This is a genomic window from Legionella birminghamensis, from assembly GCF_900452515.1.
Taxonomy (GTDB): Bacteria; Pseudomonadota; Gammaproteobacteria; order Legionellales; family Legionellaceae; genus Legionella_C; species Legionella_C birminghamensis.
On record NZ_UGNW01000001.1, the window covers coordinates 678,974 to 704,022 of the forward strand.

Consider the following 25,049-nt stretch of genomic DNA (forward strand, 5'->3'; position numbering starts at 1 on the left):
ATTTTGCACAAGGTATATTTTTATGGTAGTGTAGCAATTGATGTCAATTCAAATCCACAGGAGATTATTATGCGTTCACTATCTGAAATAAATAGGCTCATTCACTTAAACCTTAGTCTGTCTACTCAATGTCGGGGGTCTCTTTTTAATCGCTAAACCCAAAAATATAAATCTCTCCATCCATTCTCAAGCAACTGACGAATCCATCTTATCCACCACTCGTAAAATGGGAAAAAACTTCCTGGATTACCACCGACGGACATCCCTTTCTCAACCCTTGACAAATATTGATCACGTTATCACTTATCATAATGGTATTTTGGAGTTGTGGGGTAAACAAAATGATCATAGTTTATCTATTCAGGATGCTGCTGAAACCGAAGCACTAAAACCAACCTATAATATCTTGAAATCACTGTCTCATAATTCAGTGATATTAGATTGTGTTCTTCGATCGATATGTACCCATCAGGTCAGGACAAGCCAAGATGAGCTTGACTTATTGAATTTAGTTGAATTACTGACCGAGCTTTGCTCCAAGGATCCTTACTACATTAAACCTCATCAGGGAGCAATTGAGCAATTAATATTGATTGCCGATAAGGCTCGATTGTCGACTTGTCTGCGTGAAATAGGGTGTTTGCAGGCCCGATATGCAAAGGAAATCAGTCCAGTAAATGAAGGGTATCTAAAGCAGGCAGCAGAACTTCAACTGACAGGAATGCATCAAATTATTTCTCGCTGGAATTTGGCTTTTAATAAAACGCGGGTACTCATTGCAGTCGCTGAAGGACCTAAAGAAGATCTGATAGAAGGACAATATTTTGATGCGCTATATAAAGAAAAAGGCGAGGATAAACCCGGCCTTGATTATGTAGTAATGCTGCCTAAACAATTAGGCACAATTACTGGTGCCTGTTTAATTGATAATTTAAGAGAGCGATTGCTTAATCAAAGCATAGCAAAAAATATGCTGGGTTGTCCCAAAAAAATGGCTAAAGATGTCTTGGGACCATATGCACCAGTAGTCCTGGAAAGGCTATTACCCTCGTACAGTCAATCCACTAAAATAATCAAGCCTGATCGATATTCATTCTTTCACCAAGCCGTGGAAAGGACTGATAGCCTGCAAAATGCATCCTGTCCAAAAATGCGAGGATGATATTTTCTTTTGCTGAAACCGCCAGGAAAACGCTGGTTTTCAAGGTGGTTTCTCTTTAACTTGAACATGCCAATATTACCTGGAAAGATTCACCAGTAAATCGATAAATTGGTCATGATCGTTAATGCAGGGAATGACCTTCAATTGCTGACCGGTTAGCTGCTGCCATTGTTTTTGAGCCTGTATACCGATTTCCTCCAGGGTTTCCAGACAATCAGCAACAAACGAAGGGCAAACAACAGCCAGGTCAGTAATGCCATCATTAGCAAGCCTGGTTAGCATTTCATCGGTGTAAGGTCTAATCCAGGGCGTTTTACCAAGGCGCGATTGAAAGCTTTGGGTATACTGGGATTCATTAAGTCCGAGTTTTTCTGTAATCAATCGGGTTGTTTCATAGCATTGAGCCCGATAACAGAAATGATTCTCTTTATTAATGGGCTTACAAACGGGATTGCAGATTTCCGCGCAGCCGCCCTTAATCAGCTGGCGCTCAGGTAGACCATGGTAGCTAAATAGATAATAGCTTGCCGGGGTTTGTCGGATTTGATCCGCATAGGCTTCAATAAATTCATTGTACTGATAAAAATCCCTGATAACGGTCAACTCCGGTATAATCTGCCACGTCATGATGTGGGCGAGGGCTGCTTCAATCGCACTGCCTGTTGCCGCAGAAGAGTATTCAGGAAATAATGGGATAATTGTTATTTCCCGCAAGTCTTTTAAAGGATCTAATGCTGTTTTAAGACTAGGGCTCCCATATCGCATACCTAAGGAAACAACGTAGTCTTCGCCTAGTTTTTGCTGTAGTTTTTCGGCAATCCTCTCACTAATGCGCAGTAAAGGAGATCCATTCTCCCCCCATATGGATTGATAGGCATGTGCTGATTTTTTGGGTCGAAAAGGGAGAATGAAACACTCCACTAAAATGGTTCTTAAAACGGCAGGCAGGTCAATAACGCGTTTATCGTGAAGGAATTCTCGCAAATATCGCCTGACATCAGAGATACTATCGGATTCGGGAGTGCCTAAATTTGTCAGTAATACCCCTTTCTTCATGGGCCATCCTATCTTAGCTTATTGATAATAAATAACTAAATTATGTACGGAACTGTAATTGAAAATCCAGCTGAATGTGAATCAAATAAAGTTTTAAAAGTAAAATCAGTATTAACTAATTGATTTTTAATCAGTAATTTCAAGTATTCAGCTTGAAACAATAAAGTCAGCGATAGCCCCCTCAAAAAAGATGTTTATGGTCTAGTATTAACATTAAAGATCAAAACCAATTCAGAAAGTGCTGTTAGGGAACAAAGGGAATAAGGAGATACACTATGATGGCTGCAGATAGTCTCGTAAATCGCTTACACATTAATCCAAAGCATGAGTTAGCATCGAATACGCCGTTCATGCTCAGGATGTTGTTTAAAAAAGAAGATGATTTACCAGAAAAAACCGATATAGTTAATTTGTTTATTCAGTACATTCCACTTTATAAAGCGATGGAAACTCGATTGGAAGAGCTGACTAAACAGGGCGCAGTGAATTATCTGGATATTTTTTGTAAGGAGCCCTGGCTTAATCGATCCTGTTTAGTTGAGCAAGACATTTCTGAAATGATTAACTATGTGCCTGATGAAGAGCAGCATAACTTATTGCCCATAGATTACACATTTCCCGCAACGAAGGCTATGGCTAGCGCTGTAGAGCAGGCCGACCCAATGCATTTACTCACTTATCTGGCCGTTCGAAGTCTAGCCGACTGTTATGGTGGGCAGGCACTAGGCCGCTTAAATCAGAGAGCATTTGGTGAGGAGTATCCTCTTAGCGCCAGGTTTTATAAAAGTGCATCAAGACAGGCTCGAAGCCTGGGGGAAGAAGTGAATAACCTTAACCTTTCTAAGGAAGAAGAGCAAAAGCTATTGCAGATTAGCGATGATTTTTTCCAAATGCACATCGATTTATTCGAGGAAATGGAAGCCAAAAGACATCATTGATGAGTGAAATAGTGAGCAGGGGGTTACGTTCCTATTTTCATGGGTTATCACGCCTGTAAAGCTTGGGAATGAATCTCCTGGCCTTTGAAATGTGTTTGAGCTATTTAAATTGAAGGCCTCTTCTTAAAGGACCTCTTTTATTCTCAGTAGGTAAAAAAGATTATTCAAATTTTAAAATTTAGCCTATTGTAATAAAATTGAGGGAGTTACTATGAAAAAAACAATAAGAATTGCTACAAGACAATCAAAGCTTGCATTGGCTCAAGCTGACATCATCAAACAAAGGGTCTTATCCCGATTTCAAGCTGAAATTGAAGTGGAGATCCTGCCTTTAATCACTAAAGGTGATTTGGATTTGGAAAAGCCGCTTTATGAAATAGGGGGGAAAGGCGTTTTTATTAAAGAGGTTGAGCAAGCCCTGATTGATCAAAAAGCAGACATTGCTGTGCACAGTCTAAAAGATATTACTTCCAACCTTGCGCCAGGCCTGGTTATGGCGGGATTTACTGAACCCGAAGGCTACCGTGATGTTTTCATTTCTTCTAAAGGTATAGAAGAGCTTAATAAAATTCCCTTAGATTCAACAATTGCTACGGGAAGCTTGCGGCGTAAAGCCTTGTTAAAATTTATACGCCCTGATTTAAAAACCTGTGATATTCGCGGCAATGTGATTTCGAGGCTGGAAAAGATCAAAGCGCTACCGGTCTGTGGAACTCTGTTGTCTGAAGCGGGACTGATTAGATTAGGAATTGATTATTCTCAAAGCCAGGCGCTGGATCCAAACCTTTTTATCCCTGCTCCAGGTCAAGGCGTTATCGGACTGGAAACCCGGGAGGATGACAGCTTTGCAAGAAACCTTTGCAGGCAAATCAGTGATGCTCAGCAATTTGATATTTCCACAGCCGAATTGGAATTTTTAATGAAAGTGGGACTTGATTGCCGTTCTCCGCTTGGTCTCTATACTCAATATGACGGCAAAAATATGGCGATGAAACTCTTTTTAGCCAATGAGAGGATGGATAAATTCCTTCATAAAGATCATTCTTTCCCTTATTCTGACTATAAACATGAAGTCCACCAGTTGGCGAATCAGGCGCTTGCCTGGATATCGGAGCAAGCTGGCGATAACTGATGGTTTCATTAATTGATTACAAAATCGTGAGTAGGCGTTATGTACAAACAATCTGAAATAGAGTTTCAAAAGTCTTCTGCACTGATTCCAGGCGGTGTTAATTCCCCTGTCAGGGCATTTAAAGGAGTCGGCGGGCATCCTGTTTTTTTTAAGGACGCTAAAGGGGCTTATTTAACCGATGTGGATGATCAACTTTACATTGATTACATTGGTTCCTGGGGGCCCATGATCCTGGGGCATGGTAATGAGCAAGTTATTCATGCAGTCACACAGGCGGCCCAAAAAGCCTTAAGTTTTGGAGCGCCCTCGATTAATGAAACCGAACTGGCTCAGCAGATAATTGAGATGATGCCTTCGATTGAAAAAATTCGCATGCTAAACTCAGGCACAGAAGCCGCTATGACAGCCGTTCGGCTCGCCCGCGGCTATACCCAAAAAGACAAAATCATAAAATTTAATGGTTGTTATCATGGCCATAGCGATGGACTATTAGCCAAGGCTGGATCAGGGATGCTGACCTTGGGTATTCCATCTACGCCAGGCATACCCAAAAGTGTAACCGAACATACCCTGGTGGCTGAATATAATAGCATAGAAGAGGTAGAAGCCTACTTTGGGCAATACAAAGAAGATATTGCTGCGGTCATTATTGAACCCATTGCTGGAAATATGGGATTTGTCCGCGCAGATAAAGAATTCCTGCTGCAATTAAGGGAGCTTTGTAATAAAAATCAGGCTTTGTTAATTTTTGATGAAGTCATGAGCGGTTTTCGTGTGGCTCGCGGCGGTGCCCAGTCGATCTATGCGATTGAACCGGATTTGACGATACTTGGGAAAGTAATTGGTGGAGGAATGCCCGTTGGTGCCCTGGGCGGAAGGAAAGAGATTATGGATTATTTGGCTCCGCTTGGCCCAGTCTATCAGGCCGGAACACTATCGGGGTCGCCGGTGGCTATGGCAGCAGGATTGGCTACCCTGATGCAGCTTGATGAGCAAGTATACCAGTTACTGGCTGCACGCTCGAAGGCACTGGTAAATGGCTTGATTGAGCGGGCTCAAGCCAGAAATATTCCTCTGATTGCTGATTATGAGGGAGGAATGTTTGGATTTTTCTTTACCGAAGAAACTGAAGTCCGTCATTTTAATCAGGTACAGAAAAGCAATGAATCACGATTTAAAACATTTTATCATGGGATGTTGGAATCAGGCATTTATCTTGCACCTTCAATGTATGAAGCAGGATTTGTATCCTGTTGTCACGGAGAAGAAGAGATAGCCAAAACCCTGAATGCAGCAGAGGAAGTGTTTAAGACTTTATAAATTTTTAATCATTGGGTATTTTACCAAGGAGAGGACTAAAGATGTTATTTTTGTGGCTCAAAGCCTTCCATATTATTGCCATGGTCGCCTGGTTTGCCGGGTTGTTCTATCTGCCCAGACTGTTTATCTATCACAATGAAGCCCGGGACAAAGTGAGTATCGAGCGCTTCAAGGTGATGGAATACCGGCTGTTTTATGCAATCACTTACCCTGCGGCAATTGTGACCACTATACTAGGCATTGGTTTAATTTCAATGAACTGGCAATACTATTCAAGTGCCGTTTGGATGTGGCTCAAACTGTTTTTTGTTCTTCTTCTATGGGGATATCATATCCACTGCGGAATTTATTTAAAACGTTTTCGGGACGATAACAATAAACTCTCTACACGGTTCTTCAGAATTTTTAATGAAATACCGACATTATTTTTAATTTTGATCGTTATTCTGGTTGTTACCAGGCCGTTCTAGGTAATAATGTGAGCCAATAGGAAAAAAAAGAATCCAGTTATAGGTCAATCTAAGCATCATTTTAAATCTGTTAGTTATCTTTCCTGGTGTTTTCTGTACCAATATTGAGTATCTTAAAATCAATCCTATACTTAAATAAGCAAGTCGATTAAAGAATGCCATCATTATTAACGAGGTGCTTATGAGCAGGATTGCCGTAACCGCGTTCCCCGTAAACCAAAAAATGGACAATACGGGCTATCAAGAAAAAGGTACCAAAAAGACACCCCTGACTAAGTCTCATGGAAAGAGAGTGAAAAAAACGCCGGAGAATAAAGAATCCTGGATTGTTGAATTCATGGCTAACACGATTTTTAATGGCTAGTTGTGATCTGACAATCAATCAAACTATAGCCAAGACATAATAAAATTATTATTGGTAATGGCTTAAAACGACTTCGTCATTGCAGCAATGTCAATTAATATCCATTTAATGCTGTTCAAATATAATGTTTATTGTTTATAATTTGGCTGTTATTAATAACCTGTACCTTTTGTTTTATTCCTTCTTGACGAAATAATACCCAGATTAGAACGAATTTGGCTTGTGTTTCTTTTAAGGAATCCATTAACAGAAGTGCTTATCATAAATTAAAAGTAATGGTATTTGGCATAATTCTTATCAAGTCTGATATGCAATTGATCAAGCTAGTAAAGTAAATAAATGAAATTTAACGGGAAAATCATTTGCGCTGCTTTATTAATATGTAGTAGTTTAGATTTGAACAGGCAACAAAGGTCAAGGTCTCCACTACTACACCTAAAGCATTTATCTCATCTATCTAGTTTTGTCGAAACCGTGGTAACTCCACATCCCTGCAGGTACTTGAAGGATTAAACCTTCTGAAAAAGCCAAACATCCCAATAGCCTTTTCTCGACCTGGACTAGGCTTGCTTTCCTGAGCTTGTGACTCACTATCGCTTATTGATGGGCATGGCTTTTTTGCAGCAAGACGCATACATTGGAACGGTTGTTCTGCTGAAGAAACATTTGAAGAAGCTGTCTGAGAACTATTATTGACAGTGGAATTTAACACTACTTCATCAATATCCGCTTTTTCATCTATAACCGTCTGGCTTACAGCAGATTTCTCTTCTCTCATCTGACGATAATTTTTCTCGTCAAACGAAATATAAGAAAATTGTGAAAAAATCTCTTCTAGCACTGCAGGCATTAAACTGCTTTCAAATTCCTCAACAAAGGATTGCTTTACCTCCTCCCGTATTGAATCCAGGATTAAATCCGGTATATCCCAGGTTGGGATTTGATCGGCTGTTTTGGATTGATCAATAAGGGACAGTAATGGTTCTTTTTGCGATGAACTCATAACGAATTCAACCGCTTTTTCTTTTCCTAATGCTTTTAATTTTTCACTAGCTGTTTCACGGGTAATATAAATAATTTCCACATCCTCATGTATCCCTGCATTCAGCGTATCAGTTAACTTATTAATAGTGCCTCCTACGCAAATGGGTTTATCATTATCGCCTAAATCTCTTCCTTGTGAATCCAGATTATATCCCCTCTGTATTTCATACAGATGTTTGACAAAACTTTCCTCAACTGTCTGTATGTCGCACTTCAAAGCACCTGTTTTTTGATCATGTCCTGCTTCCCAAATGTGTGCCAGGATATGCTCAATCGTTAAATTGGATCCAGCCTCTTTATTATTAAAAAGTAAATCCATCCGCGCTATGAAACGAATCGCGGCTTCTCGCTCCAACTGAGAAGTATCAGGAAAATTCACTGCAGTAATCCGTTTGGCAAATTGTTTAATCGCATTTATATTGGCGTCAATATTAATTCGTGAATATCGATGGTGTAATCGCTGTAAAGACTCCGTTACTGATTTATGGACACTAGCCGTATGCGTGCTTTGCGCTGTGTTAAGCATTACAGGGGGGGGGATAACAGGATCCGCGAGAGTGATTGCCAGTCCAGGAGGTAACTCCTGCCTTCTGGGCTGCATCCTTCTGCCTTCTAGACCCCTCACGTATTCGGATGGAAAACAGGGCGGTTCTGCAAAATCATAGTGAAGCATATCATCGATATCAGCAAACCCTAATATTCGATAATGATTATTGTTTAGTAATTCGTAGCGAACCATTACAGTTTGAATTCCTGGAATCATAGTCCATCCGATTAGAACATCCATGACTTCTTCTTCAGTTGGAAAATCAAGACGTACTTCATGAGAAAAATCGCCAGTCCCAATGCGTTGAGCAATCTCTTCCCGGGTTAGTCTTTGTCGTCGATAATGTTGTGCTTTTCTGATGTGTATGGCTGTATATCTTGGCATGTTGATTCTCTTATAAAATAAATTTAAGCTATGATTTTAGAGTTCTTCAATTAAGGTAGTTTTAATCAACACAGAAATTTGAGAATAAGTGTAAGTAGCAGGCGGAATAGTGAGATAAGTTTTTGTATATGTCTGGCTTTAGTATTAATCTTAAAATAGACTTGACATTTCTATAGCCGTGAGTGCATTAACGCAGGGTTAAATGAATAGTAATGAACTTAAATCCTTTTTGCTGGTGTATGAATATCGCTCCTATTCAATTGCAGCGAAGAAACTTTTTGTTACTCAATCTGCTATTAGTAAGCGCATTTCTAATCTGGAAAAAGAGTTAATGGTAAAGCTATTTGAAAATCGCTCTAATATGGTTTTACCCACCGTTAAAGCTAAATTATTGGTTCCTTATGCTCGACAATTAATCAATATTTTGAATAATGCTTACTCTGATTTAAGAGGAAATCAGTTATCCAAACTATCCATATCGCTGGGAACTACTCTTTATCCAGCACTCGATTTCATTCCTGCATTTATAGAGCTTATATCCAACGACCAAGCTGTCTACCCCCAATTTCATATCAGACAGCTGCCAAAAACGGAATTAGTGGATTCCTTGCTCAATGGGATTTTAGATCTCGCGTTGGCGACTGAAGATTTAAATGTAGATACCTCTATTCAATGCACTGTACTTTCCTCAGAGGAATTATTTATTGTGGTGTCACCAAAACATCCTTTGGCAAACAGAAATGAAATTAGCTGGCATGATTTATCCAGATACCCTTGTGTGCATTCGCCGCCAGGTTTTTCAGTACGCGACCGGCTAGATCAAATATTTACCAGACTTGAACTGCCTCTTGTGATTGAGCATGAGCTTTACTCATTCGAGGCATTAAGCAAATTAGTAAAGGCAGGATTCTGTTGGAGTGTATTGCCATTGCATTATTGTGATCCGGAATTAGTAAAACTTAAAGTAGCAGGTTTTAGCGAGACCATTAATTTATGTTGGTACTGTCATAAGGGAAGGGTGGACTCATTTATTATCCAATACACAACAGAGCTATTTAAACAGACACTTACGAAAGCTTCATTTCTCCCATACTGTATAAATTAACAACGAAGAGGTTAATAAAATAAACTAGTAATGAAGTGACACAGTTAGATGAACACTCTCATTCTTTATTATGACTGAGTTTCTGCTAATATAATTTCCTTTTAAGTGCAGATACTTATGGCTCAGAGATTAAAAAAAATTGCTCTCTTTTCCCTTCCGGTCAGTGCCAATAATCTTATTAATATTCTGGGAAATATTATCGGGGTTATTTTTGTAGCCAAGTTGGGAATAAAAGAAATAGCGGCAGTCAATATTTCAACATCGCTGTATATTGTTCTACTAACTATCACCAGTACCTGTACTTATGCAACTTCTATACTCACCGGTATGGAAGTAGCGAAAGACGAGAGTGGCCAGGATTCGTCCCATGCCAGAGTCTTCCAGTCATCGATTGTCTCTATTATTCTATTTAGCCTGCCGATTGCGGTAATTATGTGGTATGGCAGCAACCTGCTGGAACTTGCTGGTCAGCCAGGCACACTGACTCAACTGACTGTACCGTATTTTCATTATGCCAGCTTAGCCATTTTTTCCATTAGTCTCGGAATGGTGAACTCACAGTTTTGTATTGGCCTGAAAAAACCAAAAGTCAGTTTTTATTACTCTTTGCTTCGATTGCTGCTGGTTAGCATTTTATCCTATGGATTAATTTTAGGGCATATGGGTCTTCCCAAACTGGGAATCGCTGGCATACCTGCTGCCGCTTTTTATGCGCAAAGCATTGTTTGTTTATCAATGTATGCTTATTTTATGGTGAACCCCGATTTTAAGCGGTTGAAGTTATTTAAACACTTTAATCAATTAACCCTGGGTTCTCTCATCCGTTTTTACAAACTGGGTGTTCCCATTGGTGTGCAATTTGGTGGAGAACTCGCGGCAATATTCGTCAATACGATGATGATAGGCTATTTTGGCACAGATGCCCTGGCTGCTTCTCAAGTATCAATTCAGTTCGGACTCTTACTGATTATGATTTTTCTGGGGCTATCACAAACCCTTTCTGTATTTACCAGTATTCATTATCAGGAAAACCAGATTCAAACCATTAAAAATGATTGCCTTGCTGCTGTTAAATTGCATTCTATGCTTTTTGTTGGGATGGGGCTATTATTTGCTTTGCTTAAAAATCCACTTATTTCATTATATTTCGATGTTAATCTATTGAAAAATTATTATTTGCTAAATTTAACACTCACCATTACCGCTATACGCTGGTTTATTCTCTATTTTGATGGTTTACGCAGTCTTTTTTCCGGGGTATTAAGAGGCTTGGGGCACTCGGCTTATCCGATGAAAATTGGTCTTTTTTGTTTATGGTTTATATCTAACCTCTGCTCCTATTTGGTTGGCTTTGTCTTTAAAGGCGGAATTATTGGGCTCTGTATTGGATTTAGTAGTGGTTTCATTGTAGCGTCTCTGCTGTTATGGCTTCGCTTAAATTCTCTTCTTACGATGGAGCACGAAAATATAAAGGCTGAGTTTGTCAAACAACCTTGATCCATTAGATAGCTATACAAATGTGTTTCTCACCCCGATTCCCCGCAGCTGCGACCATCCGAATCCCCCGCTACGACCATCCGAATCCCCGCGGCACCGACCGCGGGGCCCATGTCAGGTGGCCGAAAATGCTCTTTGAGTTTGCAATGTTTCCAAAAAATAGAGAGTGAAAAGGCACAAGACTGACCCTGAATAGGCATCCTGTGGGCCCCACGGTCGGTGCCGCGGGGATTCGGACGGTGAAGCCGGGTATTCGGAGCGGGAAAACATTTGTGTAGATACCAATGGGGCTTGTTCGCGTGAGCCTCACAAATTTTTAACAGCCAAACTTCGCTTTTATATCAATCAGATCCGAATGTAATCAGGAAAATAATTAATTACTGTATGGTGTTCCTGATTATCCTGTCGTGTCTGTCAATAAGTGAATGCACTTCCTGGAGCATAGTCGAGTCGTGGTTTTTGCAAGACTCTTTTAATAGTAATGTGCCCATGTGGAGTAATACCCCAGAGAGATCTTTGATAGCTATTGATAACTTTTTATCATCGCTGTCTTTGGATAGACAGGCCTGCACATGTTCAATATATTCTTTTAGGTGGGTTCTTTCCATTTGAATTACTTTTTGCATGAAATTGGTATCTAATTCTTTACAAAGTTGAAAGATCGAGGTTTCAATAAAAAGATCAAGCTCTACTTCTATTGCTTTACTCAATAAATTACATTTTTGTTCTGAAAGGGCAGCCAGATCATCAATGTCATAATAAGTAATATTTTCATATTTTCTAACTGTTGAACACACTGCTGGAGGCAGGGAAGAATCAGAAATAAAAATATTTTTATTTTTATCAAACATATCTAAATGGGAAGAGTTAATAATTGTCTCGCTCACATTAGTCGCAGTAAAACAGGCATCAACCTGTGGAAAATTTTCGACGATTTCATCGATGATCCCAATATGGTGGGCTGTGTCCCGTAAGAAGCCGCAAACTCTTTCGGGGTTTCTTGAGACAACATAAAGCTTTTTGGGCTCGTGCTTTAGAATTTTCTTGACAATTTCTGTACTCAATTTGCCAGAACCGAAGGTGACAAAGGTTTTTTGTCTTGGATCCGGAAAATGTTTTTCAAACGCTTTTTCGAAACAATTTGCCAGGGAATTAACGGGTAGCGCCAAACTGTTGTGGATTTTCTTCGATGCCTTATACACGTTCTGGTAGATAAAATTGAGCGTTTTACCGGCTAGTTGATGGGTAGTGGCAATTTCCAGAGCCTTCTTAACTTGACCGACAATATTTGTTTCGCCAAATATTTTAGAATCCAAACCCGATATCACTCTGTAAATGTGCTTTAAGGCTTCCATGCTTTGCATTACTTTAAAACTTGCCCTAACTTCATCACAATTTGTGCAGCATTTAAAAGCTATCCATGTTATCACTGCATCCAGATCACTTCCCAAGAATACTATTTCGAGTCGATTACAGGTTGAAATAATTAAGCCTTCCTTCACAATTTCAGCACATTTCAACTCTTTAACCCGTGACTCCAAATCCTGAAATACAACACCGTATCGGCTTCTGACTTCAACATTCATAAATCGATGTGACATGCTCAAACAATAAATACCTTTCATACTGGTTCCTTAGCTTGAATCCCGCTTAGTATCTATCTTTAACTATTCTTTCATATCTAAAATTAGTCGCCTTTTGTGAAATATAGAAGAGATTGCTTGCTTAGGCAAAAAAAAAGACAGTCTGTTTGTTTTTGTTTTCATCATGTTAATGATAATCGTTCTCATTTATAGCTTCTTTGCTATGAAGCATCATTGCCTTTATGGATATCGTTAAAATAACAAACTATACTCAAAACCATGCCTATTCCTGTTACAACAAAGGCAATAACATCCACTCGATACGGCAAACTTATGAAGCAATCATTACAGGGCTTGCGCATTTTAAATACCCGACCACGAAAGCAGGCGCAAAACTTAAGCAACGAGATTGAAGCCGCAGGGGGTATTTCCATTGAATGTCCCACCCTGGAAATCCAGGCTTGTGATACTGCCTGGCTCCGTTCATTACCTGGTTTGGATCAAGTGCAGCATGCTATTTTTGTCAGCCCGAATGCCGCCCATATCAGCATGCAGCACCTGAAGGAAAAACAGCTGCGCTGGCCCTCTGATATTAATGTAATAGCCGTTGGTCACGGCACAGCCAACACTTTAAAAGAATTCAATATACAGGTAAACGCGGTTCCAACTGTTCCGGACAGTGAGCATTTATTGGCGCTTCAGTCATTACAAGTCTTAAAAGATCAAACTGTATTATTATTTAAGGGCGAAGAAGGCAGAACGTTAATTGAAGAAAGCTTATTGCAAAAAGAAGCGAATTTATTCAGTGTACCCGTGTATCGACGGGTTATGCCACAAGTAGATGAGCAATTTATGAAGGCTTTATGGCGCGATGATTTAGTCGACATTATATTGCTCACAAGCGAGCAGTCCATGCATAACCTTTTCAAAATGCTTGGCATGGAAGCCCAGCATTGGCTTCAGCAAAAGCCTTGTATGGTGATTAGCCAGCGGATCGCAGAAAAAGCCGCTTCTTTAGGCATAAAGAAAATCATCCTTAGCCATCCTGAAAGGATGCTGGATACTTTGCATGCTTATAGGGAGGAGCTATAGACGTAAGCAGTATGTCAATCCTTTTTGAATAATGTTTTTAATCAAACCTCGCAGTTGCAACAAGCAGTATCAGAATTAAAGTCCAACGCTGAAGAGGCAATTAGTCAGAGGAAAGAACACATCCACAGATAGTCCTTTTTACCGGTAACAGGTGATTGCTGACCCTACTCTTGATGAGCATCCAGCTTTAACCGAAAAATCTCACCATTCAGTTCAATCGTATCTCCTGCAAGCATTTTTTTTCTTTTCTGTTTTTCTATTATGCCGTTAACCGATACATTGCCAGCAGCTATCAGGTGTTTGGCTTCTGCTCCACTAGCGGCGATACCTTCAAACTTGAGAATTTTAAAGAGTTCTACTGGCTCTTTATTAATGAGAATATATTTCATATTATTTTTACTCCAATAAGGACGAGTTATCGCAATTTTTGCTTTTTAAGGAATCACGGTAAAGCGTTTCAATTGCAGTTCTCGCCCATGGTGTTTTGCGCAGGAATTTGTTGCACATTGGGTGAGTTTAGCCCCTTACTTATACTGCTTTTCTCTGTCTAAATCTATACGTTCTTAGTTGACTTGCGTAACACTAGCTAAGCTGAGAGCTGTCTTCCCCTAACTGGCTTCAGCATTTAGGGCTTTTCAACGCTACTCTGGTTTTACAAGCAATTGATTGTTTAACCAGAAATGTAGATTTTGAACGAGGTAGGGTGCAGCTTCTTTTTCTGCCATTTTATTGGAAAGTTGGTCGCAGATTTCAAGAAATGCCGCTCCGGACTGGATTGCATTTATCAAAAGCAATCCAAGATGATCTGGTTTAAAGCGGCATACCTCAAGCTGACGCCTCCAGATGAGGAGGGACTGTGGGTTTTTAAGTTTTTCAGGCCGGGGTCTTGAACGCTTGCGTCCAGCCGTTTCAATCAGTAACAGACTGTTCCAATGGAGGCCAATAACTTGGAGCGAGGGGTGAAGATAGAATTTCAGAGAAGGCCACTCTTCGGGAGATAGTTTCTTTAAATCATCCTCACAAAGAAGAGGCGCATCAGGGCTGGTAATGGCTGCTGACTGCGCCCATTCAACTGCAGCAATCTCACTTAAATAGGGTCTTTTTCTATAGGGTGTCATTTCACAAAGAAATAGACTTAGATGCTGCCCGAATGCATCAAGCGAATAGTGGGTGGAAGGATAAGCATCAATATATTTTCGGCTCATTTTATGAAAATCCGATTCCCCCATTATTTTAACCAGTACGGGATAGTCATTCATCAGTGCTTCTTGGAGCCGGTTGTAATATCCATGCGCATAGATTGAGACACGGTCTTCAATAGAGCCCCGGGGTGGCTGGCAGAGTTGGGATTTGATAATAGGCTCTAAGCCTAACATAGAGTCCTGGAGTAATATCGAGAGTTCCTCAAATTTCATGTTCAAGGCTCGCCATTGTTGTTACTAAAGAATGTTGCTTAATGGTTCTCGCGTAGTCTAATTCCTGCATCATTTCCTCAAAAGGGGGTATACGGTCATCGCGTTCGATCATCGTTGAAATATTGCCAAAGCGCTTTACTGCAGCGGCGTAAAGTTCCCAAACTTCAGGGATGATAGGGTGATCATGCGTATCAATAATATAATCTTTACAATTCAAATGACCTGCCAAATGAAATTGCTGAACCCGGCTGACAGGAATGGAATGAATATAGGTGAGCGGATCAAAGCCATGGTTAAAAGCACTCACATAAATATTATTAATGTCCAACAAAATCAGGCAATCTGCACGTGTTGCAATTTCCGTCAGGAACTCCCATTCAGTCATTTCGGATGCCTGATAACTAATGTAACTGGAGACGTTTTCTAATAAGAGTTGTCTTTGATAAAAATCCTGCACGTATTTTACCCGTTCAACCACATGTGAAATCACTTCTTCGGTATAGGGTAGGGGGAGTAAGTCATGCATATTGCGCTGGTGCACCCCTGTCCAGCAGAGATGATCAGAAATCCATTTAGCCTGGATACGATCAGCCAGTTGCTTGACTCGTTTTAAGTAGTTTTCATTGAGAGGATCCAAATTGCCAATAGATAAAGAAACACCATGCATACACATGGGGTAATTTTCACGGATTTTATCGAGGTAATATAGTGGCCGTCCTCCATCAACCAGATAATTTTCTGTAAGAATTTCAAACCAGTCTATGCCAGGAAGCTCTTCTAAAATAGATTGATAGTGATCGGGACGCAAACCTAAGCCCATGCCTAAAGGCTGGGCTGAGTTAAGATTTTCCATTGATGATTCATTCCTTGAATGTTTAAACTGCATCAGTAACTTTTGCAGTTATTTTTATATTTGCAAGAGTGTTTATATTTGCATGAATTGTAACTTTTGCAATTGTTATAGCTCTTGCAATTGTTGTAACTCTTGCATTTGTTGTAGCTTTTGCACTTGTCGTAGCTCTTGCAGTTGTTATAGCTCTTACATTTGTTGTAACTCTTGCATTTGTCGTAGCTTTTGCACTTATTGTAACTCTTGCATTTGCCGTAGCTTTTGCACTTATTGTAACTCTTGCATTTGCCGTAACTTTTGCACTTATTGTAACTCTTGCATTTGTCGTAGCTTTTGCACTTGTTGTAACTCTTGCACTTGTCATAGCTTTTGCAGTTGTTATGGCTCTTGCAGGAGTTATTAGATCCACCATATCCTGAATCGCCTGAGCCCCCATAACCACCACTGGAACCGCTATTTTTTGAGTCTCCGCCGTAGCCTCCCTGCGTGTTATTAGATCCACCGTAACCTGAACTGGGGCTGGCATTTAAACCAGATGCAAAAAGGGCTGCTGCTGCAGTGGCAATAATGAGGCCTTTCTTAGACATTTCAATCTCCATTTGAACAGATATTGCTCATTTAAGAATAGATGAGCGGCCTGTTATCTTCAAGTCCATCCAAAGGGCGTTCGGCTTAATTTTTACTTAACATTCCTATGTTATATTCCCTGCGATTAAATTGAAGGGAACAATATATGAAAAGTGCAGATCTCCTAGAAATTCTAAACTCGGTACACTATACATCGGAAATCGCTGCAAAGCTTTCTGAAGCAGGTTTTGCCGTAAACGATTTTACTGAAGAAGGGGAGTCTGTCTTTCATATATTGGCGCGGACGCGGCATGCAAAAGAAATCAATTTCTACAGTTACCTGAATGCCTTAATAGCTCTCGGTGGAAATCCGAATGCCTTGGATAAGCAAGGCCGTTCATTTCTTGGTTACTATATGGAGGCAGCCTCCTATTATCTTGATAGTAACCTTAAACAATTTTTTAGAAATAATTGCGTTGATGTTCAGCAAAAAATAGGCAGTGATGGCCTCTCACTTTTTGAATATTTGTGTAGTTCACATTCATATTCTATAAAGGATTTGTACCAGGACTTGTTAAGACATCCGGGGTTTGATGTTAATCAAAAGACATCTACACATAACTCAGTATTACTCCATCTTATATGCGAGATGAATTTATCAGATGGACACCAGATTGGAAGTATAATTACAAATCCCAAGGCTGATATCAATGTCCAGGATACAAATGGAAAAACAGCCCTGGGCTACATTCTGTCGACTGATACCTATAAAAATACAACTTTTATCAGCAATTTTTTTAGCCACCCGCAATTTGATATTAATATTAGCGATAATGAAGGGAATAATTATTTACAGCTGGCAGTGCTTCATTGCAGTGTTCAGGCAGATGAGATCGCAAAACTTTTGGTTCAAAATGGCATTGATGTTGCTCACAGAAATTACAAAGGTCAATCAGTATTTGATTTAATTCTTGAAAACAAGGCCAGACGTTCAGAATATGCCAATAATGTAATACTGCTTGAGATTTTAAAACTCCATCCTGCCTCACTTCTGGGAAACTATGCGAATGGTAATTCCATATTATCAGCGCTCATAAAGAGTAAGGATTATACAATTCAATCTGAATTGACAACGTTGCTGCAGCTTGCCAGTAATCAGGAGGAATTTGATGTCAATGCTCTGGATAGCGAAGGAAATAATTACTTACAGCTTGCCATTCGTAGCAAGGCTAATGTCTCTGAAATAGCGAAGGTATTGATTCCAAAAGGAATAAATCTTTCACATAAAAATAATAATGGCCAATCCATTTTTGATTTAATTCTTGTCAAGAAATACGGTCTCATCGATGACTCAAGTCATCGCTTAATGATCGATATCATTAAGCTGCAACCCTCGGCAATCCTGGAAACCTCTGGTCATGGTATATCCCTTTTATCAACAATATTTAGAAATCCGGACAGGTCAATCAGTTCTGAATTCCCTGGTTTGCTACAACTGTGCAAAAGCTTGCCCACAGCCAATGAGTTTATTAAAAAACTGATGACGGAGTGCCTTGCGGATTTTGAGGCATTCAATAGTTCTTCTGAGGAATTTGAAGTGCTGATTCAAGGGCTAATCAGTGCAAAAATCGATATTGATGTTGAATATTTTATTGCCCTGACGGTGACGGCTTCTTCGACTTTTCGCACTGAAGAGGCTATTAAGAACTTAAAAAAAATTAAACCAGATGTTGATCTAAACAAAGTGTTAGATCATATCAATAGCCTGACAACTGAAGGATCGGCAGAGCGTAAAAAAGCAGCGGGCTATATTAACACCATCGGTGTACCACTTGACTGTTTCGATTCAAATGTGCTTGCCTGGGAGGAAGAGTTCCTTCGTAAGAAAAGAGGATTTTCTCTTGTAACAGACTCTTCGATGTTCGGCCATTTATTTTCATTGAGCGGCTATGTACCCGTCAACAACAAACTTCAAAAGCTGACAAGTTCATTGTCTTATGATACTGCCCCGTTTATGGTTCATTTGATAAATGCCTACGTGTCGCATTGCGAGCGCAGTGGAACAAATAGCGAAGAGCTGGAGGCGCTCAGGCAGGTAAGAAATATGACTGTCAAAGCGATGCGTTATTTTTTTCTTACCCATTCCTGGCTGGGATATTCTGCAAAAACAGACGATGTTATGGAGGCCATACTCGCAGACAGCAGAAGTACAGGCGTTGAGATAATCACTGGATGGGCACAACATGCAGTAGATCTTATTTTTAAACAGGATAATTATTACCGCAATAATGGCGGAGGATGCAGTACGGATTCGACCACTGAGGTCTATCGTATCACCAGACCGGAACAATTAACCGAATCAGTATTAAACAGACTCTTTAAATGCAGTAGCTCAGAAGAAAATAAAATCTATATCCAGCAGGAGTTGCATAACATTCTTGGTTTGGAGCTTAGCGAAAAAAGCGGTGACCATTTCCAAACGGTTGGGAATTGCGGGCTTTTCAGTCAGCTAATTGCTTTGAGAACCAAATACCGTTTGTTTTTACCCCAGGAAACAGCAGATCGGATTTATGAGGATAGCATCAATTTTTTTGAGCAGTTCTATCTGGACGAATACATTGCACGTTATGCCAAAAGTCCAACCTTACCCCATCTTTTAATGCGCTTAATCCAGCAAAAATTATTAGTTGAAGATAAGCTTGATATAGCGGCAAAACTGATCAATGAGCATTTTACCTCCGAGGATAATCAGACTATCCTGAAGGCAGAGTTCATGCTAAAGCGCTGGCTCTTGATTGCAAGGGGTAAATCGACAGAAAAACTGGACCGCCAACTGAAAGCCCTCAATGTTGTCCTTGAGCCTGGCGAGAATAAGCGCCTGCAAATACTGGATCGCTTTCTTAATGATAAAGTCACTGCGGACGATCTGGATGAAATCAAATCCTGGCCAGTGGAGCTGCAAACCTTTCAAGGCTATCATTTATTGCACATTGCGGTAGTGAATGACAATCTATCGCTTGCCTCATCAGTGCTCACACTGTTTCCAAACGCAGTAAACCTGAAAAACTGGTTTAGTGATAAACCTTTGTGCCTGGTTCAATCGGTTGCCATGATCGATCTGCTCCTCAAGGCGGGGGCAACCGTTGACAAGGCCAATCAGGATAATGCCCTGGATAACGCCACTCAGAAAAACAGGCCGGATTTGGTTCTTCACTTGCTTCAAAAAGGGGCTAAGCCCAGCGAATACACTGCCTATTATGCTGCAACAAGAAATCCCAGGATTTTAAAGGCTCTAATAAAGCATCATCCCACGGCAATACCAAAAACGACACATAGCTATCGGGCTGCGGTCCACGCGGCGGCCAATGGCGGTCATACTGAAAACCTGCACTCCCTGATTTATTACGGAGGTGCCCATCCAGCTGCCGTTGATGTAAATGGTATTACACCTCTCTATCTGGCCCTGCAGGAAGGTCATATTGGCACTGCCAGACACTTGCTGGAATACCCTGGAATCATGTTTCCAAGAACTCATAGGGGCGACTCGCTTGTCGAGAAAGTGAAAGATGATGAGGAGTTAAAACAGGCCATTATAGCCAAAGGAAAAGAAGAAGAAGAATATAAGAAATCGTTTGATCTTTTTAAAAAAAGTGAACCGGGTCGCATTGAAGAAGACATAGACTACCTGATTTTAGCCATTCGCTTGGATAAATACCCCGCGCTCCGCGGTGCTTTGCTTGCTTTTCCAAAAGAAAATGTATTTCGATCGAGTTCCCTGTATTGCACAAGCCCCCTGCAAGAAGCGATACGCGCCCTGCCACGCAAAAGAAATAAGCAATCTGAATATGATCAGGCGTTTGAGCTTATAAAGACGCTGTTAAAAACACCAGGTATAAATATGAACGCTGTCACATCCTCCAGCGAACCCCATTTATTTTGGGCAACCTCCGTCAATGAGCCTAAGGTGCTTGAGCTATTCCTGGCTGAGGAGGAACTGGATCCAAATCAACAGGACAATGTGGGCTACACCGCCCTCCATGATGCAGTGGAACGTGGCCATCTGGAATGTGTTAAGCGTTTATTAAATGATGGACGGGTGGATATCAGCATTAAGAATAATAATGGCAAAACTGCTGCCGAGCTGGAAGGTTTTTCAAATCGGGTTGAAGTGGCCCAATGCCGTGAAGCGATTCTCGAGCATCAATTGAGTACACAGCCCGCTTTATCTCTGCCTGGGCGCTAAAGCCTGGGATTGGCGCTGACCCGCTTTAATAACCTGTAGGCGTGCCCCTACAGGTTTATATTCTAACTGTAAAACGAGGAATGCTTATTTTTTACCCTTTTTATTCTTACTATTACTTTTCTCAACCTTCGGACTTATATAATAGCTTGGCCCAGTATCAGGCTCGGGGATCCGCCAGGGCACTCTACCACCGGATATTTTTTCTAACTCCGTATCCGTAACCTTGTGGGAATTATCAGAGTGATTCTTTTTAGACATGAGTTTCTCCAGACAGCATGAAATTAATTATAAGAATAGGGTCTGTTTAATTATTTATCAATTGGTCTGGAAATTTATTGAAATTCATCTATCCACACATCTCCACTATGTCCTGCGGTTTGTCCCATAGCTATCTACACAAATGCAGTCAAATCCCCGCGGCTGCGACCATACGAATCCCCGCGGCTGCGGCCATACGAATCCCCGCGGCTGCGACCGCGGGGCCCATCTCTGGTACCGAATATGCTCTTCAGATGAATCCAATGTTGCCGTAAATAGCAAAAGCAGTTAGGAACAAGTCTTTCAAATATTAACCCTAAATTAGCAAAATCAATATTCTAAATAGGCCTCGTGTGGGCCCCGCGGTCGAATGCCGCGGGGATTCGATAGCTTTATTTCTAATTCATTAGTATTGCAATATAATTGCACAAGTCATTTGAAACAAGATATAATATGCACCACTTAGTTTAATGTTTAATATTTATGTCTCGAAATCAAGCTGTACCTGAATCGCAATTGTTAAATTATTTATTTGTAAAAACCATACTCATAGTTAATCATGAAGCTATGAACTTGCTTCCATTGACAGTTTCTCTTGATTGCTCACCAGACTATTTTAATGAGCAGTTAACTTCTCTTGAAACAGAAGCCCGAGAGGCTTTAACAGAGCTGCGTGATATGTATATGAACGCATTGACGACTGATAGGGATAGGGCAAATAAAATTAAACGAATTATTGACTACTTTGTTCTTTTACATCGAGATGCAAATGCACAAATAGATTTTACCCGAATGACGGCAGTAGAATTACAACGAGTCTTTAATATTCAGTTTTTTTAGAAGCAGAATTGTGACTCAAGGCATGCTCTTCTTTTCCGAACAACCAGAGAACATCGAAGGTTTAACGGCAGAAGAATTAAATGATTGTGGCTGGTATTTTTATCAAAGAGCATCTTATGAAAAGGCAGTACCTTATTTTCAATTAGCTGCTTTAGCAGGACAAGAGCAAGCCTTAGTCAATTTAGGGGTGTGTTATCATTGGGCACAAGGTATAGAAAAAGATGATGAAGCAGCTGTACTTTGTTTTGAATTAGCTGCCGACAAAAATAACCCGCAAGCGCTTTATAATTTAGGCATGGCTTATGAAGAAGGCTGGTATGATGGAGCAATTAATACAGCAAAAGCACTGAGTTACTATATTCAAGCTGCCAGGCTAAAAGATAGTGAGTCTGTGTGTCAACTTGGATGGTATGCTGAAAATGGAATATACCCTGTTATCCAGAATTTTAGTGAAGCCTATAAGCAATATTTAAAAGCAGACGAGCTAGGCAGCGCTCGAGCCGCTTATAATTTAGGGCGTTGTTATGAGTCAGGAAAAGGAACCAAGCAGGATTTAGATCAGGCATTAGAATGCTATCAACGCGCATACGAACGGGGTTATGTAAAAGCGGAAGCCGCAATTGCTCGCATTGAAAATAAGCAGAGCCGGGTTTCTTGTACCTTGCTGTGATAATGACTAAGCCATTGGATTTAATTATCTTGTTTCAATTTATGGTTCTAATATAATCCAGGCTGTGCTTATTAATAAGGATGTTTACAATGAAAAAATGCTTAATGCTTGCTGCAGCCAGTTTGATGGTTAATGTACATGCTGCGGATAGGACCTGGTGCAACTATAAAGATTATTTTCGTCTAAGCGGTGTAACACATTCCGACATTCAGATTGTTAACGCTTATCATGATTCCGAGATTGTTTTCATCCCCGTGGGGCCTCGAAGTTTCGAGATTCAGGATGGAACTCAATGCCGGAGTGGCTTTGCCCATGTTACGGTCGCCTATGATGAGAATAGCTGGTGTATTTTAGACATTAAAGACGGACCCTTAATGAATCATCCAACTGTCCATGCATCCTGCAAGGATATCCGCTACATCGATACCAGTTATGATGGTTCTGGTTCCCATTCCTATACCATTAATTTCGATTAATCAAGATAGGGATAGACATTTTTTTGTTTATTTATCCGCCTCCTTCGGTTACTCTTAAACGCAGGATCTTGTTCCAGGGAGAAGTTCATGCGTGGTCGTTGGAAATATCTTTTTGCGGCTCTTTTGCTCATCAATTCACTAGCGTTTGCTCAATTACCTGATAACTATCAGTCCTTATCCGCTGAAGAGAAGCAAAGCCTGTTATGGAGCGAGGTGACCCAAAGTCACAAGCTGGATCCATTGCCAAAACTGACTGAAAATAGTTTTAAGCAACTGCTGATAACCATTAAAGGGTTTTTCAATTTAAAACCCTCGTTTGATCACGAAGCGGATGAATTACCTCAGGGAAGGGCAAAGATACTCCATTCAAATGGTTCAGTGGGTAGAATTACATTTCTTGCAAGGAATGATCATCCCTTCACCGGTATCTATAAAACGGGGGCTGTTGGTATAGCAAGGCTGTCCCTGGCCATGCCTTCCAGTGATACCAGTTTCGTTCCAGGAATGGCCGTCAAATTTTTGATTGATAATCGCCCTTCAGTGAATATACATGCCATTAACTCTTTGGAAGGGCAGGGCGCTGACTGGAATTTTTTTGCTATGGATTTTTCAAATAAAATTGAACATCCCAGCGGTAAAATCCTGCGGGCCATTGAGTTAATATTCGAGTGGACACATGATCCAGCCAATGAATTGGGATTATGGCGTTTAGCGGCATGGAATAGAGACGGCCAGCCTGCCGGCATACCGATTTATCCCGAGCGAATTTATTTTAAACCTGCCAGTAATGTGCAAAATCTAATCGCAGCCGATTCACGCGATGATTTCAGGTCTTCCTTGCTGCTGGTTTCTGTCGGACCTCTCTACGAACTCTATGGTTTATATCATGGAAATGAATACCATATCGGAACCATTATGCTGGAAAGCGAGTTATTAGCCTCACAATACGGCGACAATTATTTGTTTTTTCAACATCAGCGATAATTAGCGGGGATTCTAATATTGAATCCCCTTGCACTTGTATTTATAGTGCAAGTTGCAGCCCAAGAATCTGTTGGACATTAATAACCTTGCCAATTTGGGCTGTTTCTTTTCCTCTTTCTATCTGGATGATAAAATTAATGCTGGTATTTGATAGTTCGGCCAAGCGGGTTTGTGAAAGTCTTCTCCGCTTTCTCTCGGTTTCTATAGCCTGCCCCAGTAGTAGCGTGTGAGTATCTTGCATATTATTTTCACTCGAACGAGTGAAAATAATGTTATTTTATTAATTTTAACTGTGTTTTTAATAGTATTCATTCGATCATGTGAAAATAGAGGTTATATTCTAATTTACTTAAAGCCAGCCTGATGCGGGCAAAGAAAGGGGCCTGAAGAGGCAAATGCTCCAGTTGCAGGGCTTGCTAAATCAAGAATTGATATTGCGGATTCCTCTTGCTGATTGTCTGTAGAAAATTTGATCTATTAAAGCCTAGGCATAAAACCGATATTATGGAATAATTATTGCCCAATCTCGGTAATATTTGACTTTAATTATGAAAATAAAAGCAATTTTTTTATTGGCCTCTCTTTTATGTCCCGCTGTTTTATTTGCAACATCAGCCTGTCCCCTGATAGATGGGATTAATGTAAACACCAGTAAGCGAGTTTTGAATATTTGCAAGCACGGTTCTGTAGTCAAAACTTTCAAAGTGGCTCTGGGATTCAAAGGGGTTGGAAAAAAGAAAGCGGGCGATAATAAAACGCCGGTTGGTTTATATGGCCTCGCCTATCCCAGAAAATCGAATAAATTTAAAGTATTTATTCCTATCCTTTATCCCACTTCAAAACAGGCAGCTGCAGGCTATACGGGAAGGGATGTAGGGATCCACGGTCCAAATCAGCCATCTGGGTCGGGTGTATTTGGCTGGTTAAATAACTTGCCTTATGCGACGCGTGGATGTATTGCTGTAGGCAGCAACAACTATATTGAATATGTTGCTAACTGGGTTAAAGCGAATCCTGGAACCAAGGTTTTGATTATTTAGGGAGCCTAATCC

Annotated in this window: 25 protein-coding genes; 15 read left to right on the forward strand and 10 right to left on the reverse strand. The window is 40.5% G+C overall.

The window, feature by feature from the left end:
- Positions 1 to 226 precede the first annotated feature (226 nt).
- Positions 227 to 1,162, forward strand: a complete 936-nt coding sequence (locus tag DYH42_RS03010) for a hypothetical protein (RefSeq protein WP_058523762.1) — start codon at positions 227 to 229, stop codon at positions 1,160 to 1,162.
- 75 nt (positions 1,163 to 1,237) lie between these two features.
- Here DYH42_RS03010 and hemH read toward each other — a convergent pair whose 3' ends face one another.
- Complete coding sequence (gene hemH / locus DYH42_RS03015) at positions 1,238 to 2,218, reverse strand: ferrochelatase (protein WP_058523761.1); 981 nt, start codon at positions 2,216 to 2,218, stop codon at positions 1,238 to 1,240.
- Positions 2,219 to 2,493: 275 nt separating this feature from the next.
- On the opposite strand from hemH, the gene DYH42_RS03020 reads away from it, so the two are divergent.
- The 5 genes from DYH42_RS03020 to DYH42_RS03040 all read left to right on the forward strand — a co-directional run bounded on the left by DYH42_RS03020 (position 2,494) and on the right by DYH42_RS03040 (position 6,442).
- Positions 2,494 to 3,156, forward strand: coding sequence for a biliverdin-producing heme oxygenase (locus DYH42_RS03020; protein WP_058523760.1), 663 nt, complete (start codon positions 2,494 to 2,496; stop codon positions 3,154 to 3,156).
- A 211-nt stretch (positions 3,157 to 3,367) separates the two neighbouring features.
- Positions 3,368 to 4,288 (forward strand): hydroxymethylbilane synthase, encoded by a 921-nt coding sequence (gene hemC / locus DYH42_RS03025; RefSeq protein ID WP_058523759.1) that lies wholly within the window; start codon positions 3,368 to 3,370, stop codon positions 4,286 to 4,288.
- Positions 4,289 to 4,327: 39 nt separating this feature from the next.
- Positions 4,328 to 5,608: a glutamate-1-semialdehyde 2,1-aminomutase gene (gene hemL / locus DYH42_RS03030; RefSeq protein WP_058523758.1), complete on the forward strand. Its 1,281-nt coding sequence runs from the start codon at positions 4,328 to 4,330 to the stop codon at positions 5,606 to 5,608.
- Between the two features lie 41 nt (positions 5,609 to 5,649).
- Positions 5,650 to 6,078, forward strand: coding sequence for a protoporphyrinogen oxidase HemJ (gene hemJ / locus DYH42_RS03035; protein WP_058523757.1), 429 nt, complete (start codon positions 5,650 to 5,652; stop codon positions 6,076 to 6,078).
- A gap of 181 nt (positions 6,079 to 6,259) precedes the next feature.
- Positions 6,260 to 6,442, forward strand: coding sequence for a hypothetical protein (locus tag DYH42_RS03040; RefSeq protein ID WP_058523756.1), 183 nt, complete (start codon positions 6,260 to 6,262; stop codon positions 6,440 to 6,442).
- A 457-nt stretch (positions 6,443 to 6,899) separates the two neighbouring features.
- Here the strand turns inward: DYH42_RS03040 and DYH42_RS03045 are convergent, their stop codons facing one another.
- A complete protein-coding gene (locus tag DYH42_RS03045) occupies positions 6,900 to 8,417 on the reverse strand; it encodes a hypothetical protein (RefSeq protein WP_058523755.1) in 1,518 nt (505 codons plus the stop codon).
- 202 nt (positions 8,418 to 8,619) lie between these two features.
- On the opposite strand from DYH42_RS03045, the gene DYH42_RS03050 reads away from it, so the two are divergent.
- Entirely contained in the window at positions 8,620 to 9,522 is a 903-nt protein-coding gene (locus DYH42_RS03050; RefSeq protein ID WP_058523754.1) for a LysR family transcriptional regulator, read from the forward strand.
- A gap of 117 nt (positions 9,523 to 9,639) precedes the next feature.
- Complete coding sequence (locus DYH42_RS03055) at positions 9,640 to 11,019, forward strand: MATE family efflux transporter (protein ID WP_058523753.1); 1,380 nt, start codon at positions 9,640 to 9,642, stop codon at positions 11,017 to 11,019.
- 377 nt (positions 11,020 to 11,396) lie between these two features.
- Here DYH42_RS03055 and DYH42_RS03060 read toward each other — a convergent pair whose 3' ends face one another.
- Positions 11,397 to 12,644, reverse strand: a complete 1,248-nt coding sequence (locus tag DYH42_RS03060) for a glutamyl-tRNA reductase (protein ID WP_058523752.1) — start codon at positions 12,642 to 12,644, stop codon at positions 11,397 to 11,399.
- A 291-nt stretch (positions 12,645 to 12,935) separates the two neighbouring features.
- Between DYH42_RS03060 and DYH42_RS03065 the strand changes: the two genes are divergently transcribed.
- Complete coding sequence (locus DYH42_RS03065) at positions 12,936 to 13,694, forward strand: uroporphyrinogen-III synthase (RefSeq protein ID WP_058523751.1); 759 nt, start codon at positions 12,936 to 12,938, stop codon at positions 13,692 to 13,694.
- A 164-nt stretch (positions 13,695 to 13,858) separates the two neighbouring features.
- Here the strand turns inward: DYH42_RS03065 and DYH42_RS03070 are convergent, their stop codons facing one another.
- From DYH42_RS03070 to DYH42_RS03090, 5 genes are all read right to left on the reverse strand, one after another.
- Positions 13,859 to 14,083, reverse strand: coding sequence for an RNA-binding S4 domain-containing protein (locus tag DYH42_RS03070; protein WP_058523750.1), 225 nt, complete (start codon positions 14,081 to 14,083; stop codon positions 13,859 to 13,861).
- A 7-nt stretch (positions 14,084 to 14,090) separates the two neighbouring features.
- The gene (locus DYH42_RS16910) at positions 14,091 to 14,201 is read right to left on the reverse strand and encodes a VF530 family DNA-binding protein (RefSeq protein ID WP_115316935.1); all 111 of its coding nucleotides are present in this window, start codon (positions 14,199 to 14,201) and stop codon (positions 14,091 to 14,093) included.
- A 134-nt stretch (positions 14,202 to 14,335) separates the two neighbouring features.
- The gene (locus DYH42_RS03080; RefSeq protein ID WP_058523749.1) at positions 14,336 to 15,109 is read right to left on the reverse strand and encodes an HvfC/BufC N-terminal domain-containing protein; all 774 of its coding nucleotides are present in this window, start codon (positions 15,107 to 15,109) and stop codon (positions 14,336 to 14,338) included.
- Positions 15,099 to 15,962, reverse strand: a complete 864-nt coding sequence (gene bufB / locus DYH42_RS03085; protein WP_083503124.1) for an MNIO family bufferin maturase — start codon at positions 15,960 to 15,962, stop codon at positions 15,099 to 15,101. Before bufB ends, DYH42_RS03080 begins: the two co-directional genes overlap by 11 nt.
- Before the next feature lie 22 nt (positions 15,963 to 15,984).
- Entirely contained in the window at positions 15,985 to 16,485 is a 501-nt protein-coding gene (locus tag DYH42_RS03090) for a hypothetical protein (RefSeq protein ID WP_058523747.1), read from the reverse strand.
- Between the two features lie 207 nt (positions 16,486 to 16,692).
- Between DYH42_RS03090 and DYH42_RS03095 the strand changes: the two genes are divergently transcribed.
- Positions 16,693 to 20,769, forward strand: coding sequence for an ankyrin repeat domain-containing protein (locus tag DYH42_RS03095; protein WP_058523746.1), 4,077 nt, complete (start codon positions 16,693 to 16,695; stop codon positions 20,767 to 20,769).
- A gap of 84 nt (positions 20,770 to 20,853) precedes the next feature.
- On the opposite strand, the gene DYH42_RS16515 is transcribed toward DYH42_RS03095, so the two are convergent.
- The gene (locus DYH42_RS16515) at positions 20,854 to 21,027 is read right to left on the reverse strand and encodes a hypothetical protein (RefSeq protein WP_157062392.1); all 174 of its coding nucleotides are present in this window, start codon (positions 21,025 to 21,027) and stop codon (positions 20,854 to 20,856) included.
- Positions 21,028 to 21,510: 483 nt separating this feature from the next.
- On the opposite strand from DYH42_RS16515, the gene DYH42_RS03100 reads away from it, so the two are divergent.
- From DYH42_RS03100 to DYH42_RS03115, 4 genes are all read left to right on the forward strand, one after another.
- Positions 21,511 to 21,867 (forward strand): hypothetical protein, encoded by a 357-nt coding sequence (locus tag DYH42_RS03100; protein ID WP_058523745.1) that lies wholly within the window; start codon positions 21,511 to 21,513, stop codon positions 21,865 to 21,867.
- Positions 21,868 to 21,877: 10 nt separating this feature from the next.
- Positions 21,878 to 22,537, forward strand: a complete 660-nt coding sequence (locus DYH42_RS03105) for a tetratricopeptide repeat protein (protein WP_131793022.1) — start codon at positions 21,878 to 21,880, stop codon at positions 22,535 to 22,537.
- 89 nt (positions 22,538 to 22,626) lie between these two features.
- Complete coding sequence (locus tag DYH42_RS03110; protein ID WP_058523743.1) at positions 22,627 to 23,013, forward strand: hypothetical protein; 387 nt, start codon at positions 22,627 to 22,629, stop codon at positions 23,011 to 23,013.
- A gap of 87 nt (positions 23,014 to 23,100) precedes the next feature.
- Positions 23,101 to 23,997, forward strand: coding sequence for a hypothetical protein (locus DYH42_RS03115; RefSeq protein ID WP_058523742.1), 897 nt, complete (start codon positions 23,101 to 23,103; stop codon positions 23,995 to 23,997).
- Positions 23,998 to 24,037: 40 nt separating this feature from the next.
- On the opposite strand, the gene DYH42_RS03120 is transcribed toward DYH42_RS03115, so the two are convergent.
- On the reverse strand, positions 24,038 to 24,238 hold the full coding sequence (locus tag DYH42_RS03120; protein WP_058523741.1) for a helix-turn-helix domain-containing protein: 201 nt from the start codon (positions 24,236 to 24,238) through the stop codon (positions 24,038 to 24,040).
- Positions 24,239 to 24,545: 307 nt separating this feature from the next.
- Between DYH42_RS03120 and DYH42_RS03125 the strand changes: the two genes are divergently transcribed.
- Positions 24,546 to 25,037 (forward strand): L,D-transpeptidase family protein, encoded by a 492-nt coding sequence (locus DYH42_RS03125; protein ID WP_058523773.1) that lies wholly within the window; start codon positions 24,546 to 24,548, stop codon positions 25,035 to 25,037.
- The last annotated feature ends 12 nt before the right edge of the window (positions 25,038 to 25,049 follow it).